Origin of the sequence: Catenulispora rubra (assembly GCF_015356825.1) — a bacterium.
In the GTDB taxonomy this organism is placed as follows: Bacteria; Actinomycetota; Actinomycetes; order Streptomycetales; family Catenulisporaceae; genus Catenulispora; species Catenulispora rubra.
Genome location: NZ_JAACYW010000386.1, coordinates 1 through 9,373, shown reverse-complemented (window position 1 = coordinate 9,373; position 9,373 = coordinate 1). Strand labels below are relative to the sequence as shown.

Sequence of the window (9,373 nt, the reverse complement as noted above, 5' to 3'; positions counted from 1 at the left end):
CCCCAGCCCCAATCCCGACGCGAACACCGCCTCGTCGCTGACACCTCATCTGGTGGTTGCAGTCGGCGCATCGCAGCGTGCGAATCTCGTCGGCCTGCGCGTCACGACCGACCCCGACCGGGGCTCCTGGAGCCAGGAAGTCGTCGTCAGCACCGAGCGCACCGACGGCAGCTTCACCCCCTGGACCGGCCTCGGCACCCCGACCGGCGCGAAGACCAAGGACTGCCAGGCCGTCGGCTGCCCGGCCGCGGTGGTCGACGGTCGCGGCGTGCTCCACGTCTTCGCCCGCAACGCCGACATGTCCGTGTCCTGGCGACATCGGGACCTCACGAAGCCGGACACACGTTGGAGCGGCTGGCGCGACATAGGCGGACACCGGGTCCGCGACGGCCTGACCGCCGCGGTCACCCCTGAGGGTGACGTCGAGCTCCACGCCGTCGGTCACATGCTCTGGACCTGGCGCGTCGACGCGTCCGGCGAGCCGCGCCCCACCCACGCGGCCCTCCCTCCGATGGGTGACCCGCCCACGGTCCACATGGTGCGTGACGGCGGCGCGCTCCTGGCCGCCCGCGCCGCCGACAGCGGTGTCCTGACGGTCCTGTCGCGGCCGTCCGGCGGCAGCTGGCGACCGCAGGAGAAGGGTGTCGCGCTCGGCGGGCAGGGCGGGTTCGGCGTGGTGGCGATCCAGCCGCACGCCGGGGGTGTCTTCCTGGCCCAGCGCGGACGGCGCGGGCTGGTCGAGGTGGTCTGGCAGCCGCAGGTCGGCGTGCCCGACGGGGTCCGGCGCTGGCTCGGCGGGCCCGGCCCGATCCTGCACCCCGCGCTGACGGTGGACGCGCACGGCCGGATCGTGGTCGCCGCGATCGGGCCGGAAGGGGCGCTGTACACGGCGCGGATCGACACCGGGGATCCGCCGCGGACGCTTCAGTGGGAGTGCTCGGCACTGGCCTAGAGCTGGCTCACCTTGTCCAGATGGCCCAGGCGGGTGATCAGCGCCGACCAAGCCGACCAAGCCGACCCAGACGAGCGCGCCCGAACGAGTGAGTCGCGCGTCTGGCCGCAAGCGTGATCAGCCCTCGTACGACTGCAGCTCGATCAGGTTCCCCTCGGGATCCCGCAGGTGCGCGGTCCGCAGCGTCGGACCCCACTCCGGGCGGTCCGTCGGCGCCACGACCAGCGTCGCCCCGTGCCGCACGCACAGCTCGGCACCGGCGTCCACGTCGCCGACCCGGCACACGAACATCGTGCGGTCCTGCGCCGACGCCGACGCCGACGCCGGCGCCGCCGGCGCCGCGGTCGCCGGCAGCTGTGCGGTCCCGGCGACGGCGGCCATCGTCCCGCGGTCGAACAGCACCAGCACGGCCTGGTCCTCGACGTCCCAGTTGGCGTACGGACCCTGAGGGTCCCCCTTCATCAGCTTCGCGCCGAGCAGCTCGGGCAGGACCGCCTGGTAGAAGTCGAACATCTCCGCGAAACCGGTCACCAGCAGGCGGGGGTACAGCGCGTCCATGGGGCCTCCAAATTAGCGGGTGTTAACCCATGATAGGCGGGAGCCTATAGTCATACCATGGATGACCTGCGTGCGGTGCCCCCTTCGCTGACCGGCCTGACCACCTACCTGCTGTCGCGGACCGGCAAGATCGCGCGCGGCCGGCTCGCCGGGCGGTTGGCCGAGCGGGGACTGCGGCTGTGGCACCACGCGGTGCTGGCGGCGCTCGCCGACTTCGGGCCGCACGTGCAGCGCGACCTCGCGGCCCGGCTGGCGATCGACCCCAGCGACATGGCCAAGATCGTGGACGAGCTGGCCGGGGCCGGGAACGTCGAGCGGGCCCGCGACACCGCCGACCGCCGGCGCATCACCGTCACGCTCACCGACGCCGGCCGCACGCTGCTCGCCGAGCTGGAAGCGGAGGCCGTGGGTGTCCAGGACGAAGTCCTGGCGCCGCTCACCGAAAACGAGCGCGAGCAGCTGGACGTCTTACTGCGGAAGGTGTTCCAAGGCCTGGTCACGGAGTGAATGACGGGCCTTGTCCGATAGGGTTTCGGCGGTCGTCGCGCTTCCTGGGCTTGGGAGGCGCGGCGGCTTCGTCGCGACCACGCAAGCGACTACAAAAGTGATCACGCAAGCGACCAAGTGACCAAGCGAGCCAACGCCGACCACGAAAATGACCCGTCCGGGCCGACTCGAAGAAGTCGTTCCCGAACGGGCCTGGGATCCCCGTACACCGTGACGCGGACTGCGGACGCGCCCCGGTATCCCCCCGGCTGGCCGGCGCTACAGGCGGATCCCCCCGCACACCGACGCCGGCGCCACCGGCATCCACGGGCCGCGCGGCAGCTGCCGCACCCGCACCTGTTCGATGCCTCTACCCCCCGGCGAGGCCCAGGCGCACTGCCCGTAGTACTCGGCGTCACCGCGGCTGGCGAAGCCGTCCGCCACGGACTGGTCCTCCCCGTCGGTCCGGATGAACTCGACCGCCCAGTTCTCCGACTCCTGAGTCGTTCGCACGGCGAGTCCTCCTGAAGTCCGCCTCGGTCACACCGACTGGTCCACATCATCGCGCCGGGCGATGGGACAATGCGGCAACCGACATTTTCTCCCGGCTCGGCTGGGAGGAAAAGGCCCCGGTCCTGCCGCGGGTGTGGGGGCGCGCCACATTCGACGTACGGGATGCACAGCGCGTGACGGGTCCGGACGGTACAGGGGCCGCCCGCCGAGGCAGGGATCGCCGAATCATGAGCAGGAAACCCAGGAGCCTGAAGCAGATCCAGGCCCAACTGTCCGAGCAGCTGCGGGCCACCGATCACTCCTGGGCGGACATCGGCCGGGAGTTCCAGCGGCGGTTCCACGTCAACGCGCGGGTCGCGCTGCGCCAGGCCCGCGGCTGGACCCAGCCGGAGGCCGCCGAGCGGTGGAACCGGCGCTGGCCGGACGACCCGAAGACCTTCAAGAACTTCTCGTACTGGGAGGCCTGGCCCAGCTCCACCGGCTACGCGCCGTCGCTGGAGGTCCTGGACCGGATGGCCCAGCTGTACGAGTGCAGCGTCGCCGACCTGTTGTCCGACCTGGACGACTACGGCGCCAAGAGGCGGCCGGTGTTCAGCAACGTGCGCGAGCCCGGCCCGCTCGGCGGCCTGATCGGGCCGCCCCGCCAAGCCCCGCAGCCGTACGCACTTACGGCTGCGGCCCCTACCTCCGGGTCCCCTTCCGAGGTCCGGTTCGATCCGTACTTCGGCGCGCCGCCCGTTCCGCCGGTCCGGGACGACCTCGGCGCGAACCCGGGCGAGCTGCTGTCGTCGATGTCGTCGATGTCGGCGCTCCCGTTGTCCTCGGCGGCGGCGATCTCCTCAGCGGTACAGATCAGCTCCCTGATGGAGCCGCCGGACGGCGGCAACAGCCTGTCGCGGCGCTCGGCGCTGCTGAATCTCAGCAGCCTGTTCGCGGTCGCCGCGGCCGCGCCGCTGGCCGGCGACAAGGCGCTGCCGACCCCGGCCGGCCGCGTCGACGCGGCCATGGTCGACAACACCGGGCTGATCGTCGGCGGGCTTCGCCAGCAGAACGCCGCCCTGGGACCGTCCGCGACAGTGCAGACAGGGCTCGCGATGCGCGCCATGATGGAATCCGTGGTGAAGGACGCCCCGGCGGGGCTGACCAGCCAGGCCTGGGTCGTCTACGGCGACCTGGCGCACCTGCTCGGCTGGATGATGTTCAACATGGGCCAGGACGACGCGGCCCGGTTCTACTACGACGACGCGCGCAAGGCCGCCTACCAGGCCGACGACTACGAGCTGGCGGCCAACATCCTGGCTGCGCAGGCGCATCTGAGCATGTCCGCCGGCGACCACCAGACCGCCATCGACCACGCGCAGGCCGCCGAGGAGGCCGCCAAGCGCAGCCCCAGCCGCCGGGCCAAGGCCTACGCCGCCGACATGACGGCCCGGGTCTACGCCTCGGCGGGGCAGGGCGCGCGCAGCCTGGCCGCGCTGGAGCGGGAGCGCCGGCAGATGCAGCGCATCGACTGGGCCGAGCCGGCCGCCGAGCGCTGGGGCTTCTACGGCCCGGCGTTCTACTGGGCCCGGGAGAGCGAGTGCCACCTGCTGCTCGGGCACCCGGTGGAGGCCGCCGACGCCGGGGCGCTGGCGCAGCAGCGGTTCAACCCGGCCTACCTGCACAACAACGCGATGGCGCTGGCCCGCCGGGCCCAGGCCCAGGTGCAGTTCGGCGATGTCCCGGCGGCCTGCCGGGCGCTGGCCGAGTCGGCGCGGATGGCCACGCTGGCCGGTTCGGTGCGGCTGAGCACCGAGATGAGCAGGGCCCGCCAGCAGCTGGCGCCGTACGAGAACGAGTCGGTCGTGCAGGCGCTGGACGTCCGGCTGGACCGGTATCGCAAACAGCGCGGTGTCGCGGACAGCGGGGTGCAGACCACGAATTCGACGGAAGAGGTCTTATAAAGCCGCATTCGCCAGCGGCGGGCGGCGGAGAAGTGCAAGCCTAGAGGGTGGGTTGCGGCGATTTGCGAGCGCGGACGCCTGACACATCCCTCCGACTTCCCCAAGGAGCACGAAGACGATGACCGACCCGACCGGAGCGCACGCCGGCAACGACGTGGACGCGATCTTCGACGACCTGCCGTCGAACATCGACACCGACGTGTTCAGCGTCGCGCGGCTGTACGACTTCCTGCTCGGCGGCAAGCACAACTTCGCCCCCGACCGGGACTTCGGGCGGCAACTGCTGGCCATCGAGCCCAACGGCCGCATGATCCTGCAGCAGAACCGCTACTTCCTGGCCCGGGCGATCCGGGTGATGCTGGACGACGGCGTCCGGCAGTTCCTGGACCTGGGCAGCGGGATCCCGACGCAGAACTACGTGCACGAACTCGCGCACGCCGTGGACCCGGCCGCCAAGGTGGTCTACATCGACAACGACCCGCCGGCCGTGAGCCACAGCAACTACATCCTGCGCGGCGACGACAACGCCGGCGCGGTGCTGGCCGACATGATCGACGCCGAGCGGGTGCTGGGCGACCCCACCGTCAAGTCGTTGATCGACTTCGACAAGCCGGTGGGGCTCACGGCGCTGGCCGCCTGGCACTTCGTGGACGACGGCGACGACCCGGCCGGCGTGCTGGGGGCCTACCGCCGGATGCTGGCGCCGGGCAGCTACCTGGCGCTGACCCACGCCACCATCGACGGCGCCACCGGCGACCTGGTCCGCAGCGTCCAGAGCCAGTACCAGGCCGTGATGAAGAACCCGTCGCCGCGCACGCGCGAGGAGATCGCAGGGTTCTTCGAAGGCTTCCGGATCCAGGAGCCCGGCATCGTGAACCTGCCGGCCTGGCGTCCGGACAAGCCCGAGGACGCCGTCGGGGCGGAGAACGTCTGGTTCTACGGGGCGCTGGGCAAGCTGACCGCCGCCTGACCCGAACACGGCGCCTGATCCGAACCAGGGGCCTGATCCGAACCAGGGGCCTGATCCGAACCAGACGCCTGACCCGGTGCCTGACTCGGCGCCCGACCCGGTGCCTGACCCGAACCCGGCGTCCGACCCGGCGCCTGGTTCCGGTCCGGCGCGATCAGCTCCTCCAGGTCGATGTAGAACCGGCCCGACGCGCAGGGGCCGCCGAGCAGGATCCGCCTGGCGGCCTCCGTCACCAGCGCGCCTCCGAGCGCCACCCCGGAGGCGAGCTGCGGCCAACTGCTCAGCGTGCGGCCGATCTTGGGGATGCTGGCGGCCAGCGCCGGGGAGATCCGGTCGCCGTCCACCATGGCCAGGATCAGGTCCACGCGCTCGGCGAAGGTCAGGTCCAGGCAGTCCTCGGGGGTCAGGGCGCCGAGCAGGCCGTGCAGCAGCGGCCGGTGCGGTTCGCGGTCGAAGCGCTCGACGTCCAGCAGGCCGCGGTCGTTGGCGTCCATCACCACCGGCACGCCCAGATCCCGGGCGGCCTCGCGGGCCGCGAGCTTCACCCACGGCGTGTCGCACTCCTCGACGAGCAGGTCGATCGGGCCGTGGCCGCCGAGGAAGAACTCCTTGAGGGTCTGCTCGGTCAGGCCGCCGGGGAAGATCTCAATGTCCAGATACGGGTCGATCTCGAACATCTGCCGGGCCGCCAGCACGGCCTTGTTCACGCCGATCTGGTGCAGCCCGGCGCGCAGCCGGTTCAGGTTCGACACGCTCAGGGTGTCGAAGTCGGCGAGTTTGAAGGCCCCCGCCACGCCTTCCTGCGCCAGGGTCAGCGCCGCGCTGTTGCCCACCGACAGGCCGATGACGCCGATCCGCTTGTCCAGCAGCCGGCGCTGCTCGGGCCGGTCGATCTTGCCGCGGTTGCGGTCGGTGCGGACCAGGCGGAACTCCTCGCGCGGCAGGACGTGCACCAGGCGGCCGGACCAGGGGTACCAGGCCCACGTGCCGTAGTCCCAGGGCTGCCCGCCTTCCAGCTGGTCCCGGCGGGCCGCGGCCAGCGCCGCGTCGTCGAGGGTGCGGCCGGGGTCGCGGGCCCGGATCAGTTCTTCCAGCTGGGCTTCGATGGTGTCGGCGACTTCGCGGACGGCGCCGGTGTTCAGGAGCGCGGCCAGCGCGACGCGGTCGTCGTGCTTGGCGGGCTGGAACAGCAACGGCTTCCAGCGGTGCGGGTCGGACGGGCCGATCGCGGTGAGGCGGCGGGGCGGGGCCTGTCCGGAGACCGGTCCGCGCACCGGGACCGGGATGGTGAATGAGGGCTCTGCTTCGGGGTGGGCGCCGAGGCTGAGCAGACCGGACACCTCGTCGAGGCCGGCGTCCTCCAGCAGGTCGTAGCGGAACAGCAGGCGGTAGTCGTCGACCAGGGCGGCGTGCTCGCCGGCGCCCTCGGCGGACCGGTGCAGCAGGATGACGACGTCCTCGGTGTACTGCTCGGCGTAGCGCCGGGTGCCGGGGACCGGGTGGAAGCCGAAGCGCGCGTGGAAGCGGTCCTGGCCGTCGGCGGTGCCGGAGGTGCCGATCATCGCGGCCGCGCCGAGTTCGTGCGCGGCGGCGACGGCCAGGGCGTTGAGGTGCAGGCCGAGGCCGAGCTTGCGGGCCCGGTGCTCGACGACCAGGCGGCTGTGTTCGAAGACGGTCTCGGGGGCCAGGCGCTCGGCGCGCAGGAGCTCGTCGTAGCGGGCGGCGCCGAGGAATTCCCTGGACTGGTAAAGGGAAGCCGTCGCGGGTGTCAGGAGACGGACATACCCCAGCGGCGGTCCGTGCACGCCGTCGCGGCCGCGCCGGGCCGCGAAGTGCCAGGCGCCGTGGTCCTGCGGCTGGGCGTCGGGCTGGGCGTCGGGGTGGTCGCCAGGGTTGTCGCCGAGGTTGTCGCCGGGGTGGCCGCCGGCGTGGCTGCGGAAGGCCGGGCGGCGGCCCTGGTCGAACAGGATCCGGGCACGCAGATGCCGTATCTCCTGGAGCGCTTCGGGGGCCGCGTCCGGGTCGGCCGGGGCGCGGAAGGCGGTGAAGATCCACGGGGAGTCCATGATCGCCCACGATGGGATGGCGAACATGGCGGAGACAAGCCGAAGATGCACCTTACGGGTGAATTGTGCGCGAAAGTCCTATGTGAGTCCGGTCCGTCCCCCCGACAATCGAGCGTGTGAACACACGCGCGGCAGTCGTCCAGGGGGTGGGCGGGTGCGTGCCGCCCCGCTCCGTCGACAACAACGAACTGAGTACCCGGCTGGACACCACGGACGAGTGGATCCGGGAGCGGCTCGGGATCGCCCGGCGCCATGTCGCCGACGGGATCTCCACGGTCGACCTGGCCGTCGAGGCCGGTGCCCGGGCCCTGGAGATGGCCGGGGGCAGGTTCGGGGCGCTGGACGTGGTGCTGCTGGCGACCACGACCCCGGACCGATTATGCCCGGCGTCGGCGCCGGAGGTGGCCTCGCGGCTGGGGTACACGGGGATCGCGGCGTTCGACGTCAACGCGGTGTGCGCGGGGTTCGTGCACGCCCTGGCCACGGGGAACGCGCTGATCAGGGGGCACATGGCGGACCGGGTGCTGGTGATCGGCGCGGACGTGTTCACCACCCTGGTCGATCCCGGGGACCGGCTCACCGCCTCGATCTTCGGCGACGGCGCCGGGGCCCTGGTGCTGCGGGCCGGCACGCCGGACGAGCCGGGCGCGGTGCGGGCCTTCGACCTGGGCAGCGACGGTTCGGCGGTGGCCGCGGTGGAGGTGCCCGGCGGCGGGGCGCGGGACCGGCTGGGGATGCCGCTGGCGAATCAGCGGCCGTATCTGGTGATGGACGGCCCGGTGGTCTTCCAGCGCGCGGTGCGCGAGATGACGGCGTCCTCGAAGCGGGTGCTGGACAAGGCGGGGTGGGACGTGGAGTCGGTGCGGCGGTTCGTCCCGCACCAGGCGAACATCCGGATCATCCACGACGTGGCGGGGAAGCTGGGGATCGGGCCGGAGCGCGTGGTGGCGAACATCGAGGACGTCGGGAACACGGTCGCGGCGTCGATCCCGCTGGCGCTGGCCGACGCGCACGACACCGGCCGGCTGGCCGCCGGGGACCGGGTGCTGATGACCTCGATCGGGGCCGGGCTGGCCTGGGGGTCGGCGGTGCTGACCTGGCCGGAGCTGCACGGGAAGGCCCGGCTGTGAGCCTTCTTCAGCACCCTGTCTTCAGCACGTCGTCCGGACCGCGGGACCGGCTCAGATCCCGGACCTGAGCGCGACCATCCGCTGCTCGAAGGGCACGACGTCCTCGAACTCGTCACGGCGCCGGCGGGCGGCGGCCGGAGCACCGGCCATCAGGTCCGCCAGTTCGCTTCCCGAGCGCTCGATGCGCTCGAACAGCGCGCCCTCCCCGGCCGAAGCCCAGTCCTCGGACGCGGCGAAGACCGCGGTCGGGACGATGAACGCGCGCAGGTAGGCGAACATCGGGCGCAGCGCGTGGTCCAGTGCGAGCGAGTGCCGTGCGGTGCCGCCGGTCGCGGCTATCAAGGTCGGCTTGCCGGTGAGCGCGTCCTTGTCCAGGACGTCGAAGAACGACTTGAACAGGCCGCTGTAGCTGGCGGTGTAGATCGGGCTGACGGCGATCAGGCCGTCGGCGCCCTCCACGGCGTCCAGCGCGGCGCGCAGCTTCGCGCCCGGGAAGCCGGCCACCATCGCGCCGGCGATGTCCAGCGCGAGGTCGCGCAGTTCCAGGACCTCGACGAGCACCTGGCGGCCGCGCTCGCCGAGCCGCGCGCGGGCCGCGTCGGCGAGCCGGTCGGCCAGGATGCGCGCGGTCGAGGGCTGGCCCAGGCCGGCGGTGACGGCGACCAGGCGCAGCACGTCGCCGGCCGGGGCGGGCCGCGGCGGGCCCGGGTGGGCCAGCGCCGGGAGCAGGGCGCTGCTGCTGGTCGGGTCCGCGG

9 protein-coding genes are annotated in these 9,373 nt (G+C 72.4%); 5 read left to right on the top strand and 4 right to left on the bottom strand.

Going from position 1 to position 9,373, the window contains the following annotated elements; genetic code table 11:
• Positions 1 to 952, top strand: a 952-nt coding sequence (locus GWK61_RS49750; protein WP_194920786.1) for a DUF8189 domain-containing protein, incomplete at its 5' end; no start/stop codon positions are given.
• 117 nt (positions 953 to 1,069) lie between these two features.
• Here the strand turns inward: GWK61_RS49750 and GWK61_RS49745 are convergent.
• The gene (locus GWK61_RS49745; protein WP_194920784.1) at positions 1,070 to 1,510 is read right to left on the bottom strand and encodes a VOC family protein; all 441 of its coding nucleotides are present in this window, start codon (positions 1,508 to 1,510) and stop codon (positions 1,070 to 1,072) included.
• 57 nt (positions 1,511 to 1,567) lie between these two features.
• On the opposite strand from GWK61_RS49745, the gene GWK61_RS49740 reads away from it, so the two are divergent.
• Positions 1,568 to 2,017: a MarR family winged helix-turn-helix transcriptional regulator gene (locus tag GWK61_RS49740; RefSeq protein WP_194920783.1), complete on the top strand. Its 450-nt coding sequence runs from the start codon at positions 1,568 to 1,570 to the stop codon at positions 2,015 to 2,017.
• Positions 2,018 to 2,275: 258 nt separating this feature from the next.
• Here GWK61_RS49740 and GWK61_RS49735 read toward each other — a convergent pair whose 3' ends face one another.
• Positions 2,276 to 2,509, bottom strand: coding sequence for a hypothetical protein (locus GWK61_RS49735; RefSeq protein WP_194920782.1), 234 nt, complete (start codon positions 2,507 to 2,509; stop codon positions 2,276 to 2,278).
• Between the two features lie 227 nt (positions 2,510 to 2,736).
• Here GWK61_RS49735 and GWK61_RS49730 point away from each other — a divergent pair, with 227 nt between their 5' ends.
• Both GWK61_RS49730 and GWK61_RS49725 read left to right on the top strand, forming a co-directional pair.
• Positions 2,737 to 4,452: a helix-turn-helix domain-containing protein gene (locus tag GWK61_RS49730; RefSeq protein ID WP_194920781.1), complete on the top strand. Its 1,716-nt coding sequence runs from the start codon at positions 2,737 to 2,739 to the stop codon at positions 4,450 to 4,452.
• Positions 4,453 to 4,570: 118 nt separating this feature from the next.
• Positions 4,571 to 5,422, top strand: coding sequence for an SAM-dependent methyltransferase (locus GWK61_RS49725; RefSeq protein ID WP_194920780.1), 852 nt, complete (start codon positions 4,571 to 4,573; stop codon positions 5,420 to 5,422).
• Here the strand turns inward: GWK61_RS49725 and GWK61_RS49720 are convergent.
• Complete coding sequence (locus GWK61_RS49720; RefSeq protein ID WP_194920779.1) at positions 5,389 to 7,488, bottom strand: ThiF family adenylyltransferase; 2,100 nt, start codon at positions 7,486 to 7,488, stop codon at positions 5,389 to 5,391. The genes GWK61_RS49725 and GWK61_RS49720 overlap by 34 nt on opposite strands.
• Positions 7,489 to 7,604: 116 nt before the next feature.
• On the opposite strand from GWK61_RS49720, the gene GWK61_RS49715 reads away from it, so the two are divergent.
• Positions 7,605 to 8,618 carry a beta-ketoacyl-ACP synthase III gene (locus GWK61_RS49715; protein WP_194920777.1) on the top strand — a complete coding sequence of 338 codons (1,014 nt, stop codon included), beginning with the start codon at positions 7,605 to 7,607 and terminating at the stop codon, positions 8,616 to 8,618.
• A gap of 51 nt (positions 8,619 to 8,669) precedes the next feature.
• Here GWK61_RS49715 and GWK61_RS49710 read toward each other — a convergent pair whose 3' ends face one another.
• Positions 8,670 to 9,293 carry an FMN reductase gene (locus tag GWK61_RS49710; RefSeq protein WP_369125681.1) on the bottom strand — a complete coding sequence of 208 codons (624 nt, stop codon included), beginning with the start codon at positions 9,291 to 9,293 and terminating at the stop codon, positions 8,670 to 8,672.
• Between the last annotated feature and the right edge of the window lie 80 nt (positions 9,294 to 9,373).

What these genes read in the sequence shown, in the direction of transcription:
- GWK61_RS49740 (WP_194920783.1), top strand. Translation starts at nt 1,568, where the DNA reads ATGGATGACCTGCGTGCGGTGCCCCCTTCGCTGACCGGCCTGACCACC.
- GWK61_RS49720 (WP_194920779.1), bottom strand. Translation starts at nt 7,488, where the DNA reads ATGGACTCCCCGTGGATCTTCACCGCCTTCCGCGCCCCGGCCGACCCG.
- GWK61_RS49725 (WP_194920780.1), top strand. Translation starts at nt 4,571, where the DNA reads ATGACCGACCCGACCGGAGCGCACGCCGGCAACGACGTGGACGCGATC.
- GWK61_RS49730 (WP_194920781.1), top strand. Translation starts at nt 2,737, where the DNA reads ATGAGCAGGAAACCCAGGAGCCTGAAGCAGATCCAGGCCCAACTGTCC.
- GWK61_RS49745 (WP_194920784.1), bottom strand. Translation starts at nt 1,510, where the DNA reads ATGGACGCGCTGTACCCCCGCCTGCTGGTGACCGGTTTCGCGGAGATG.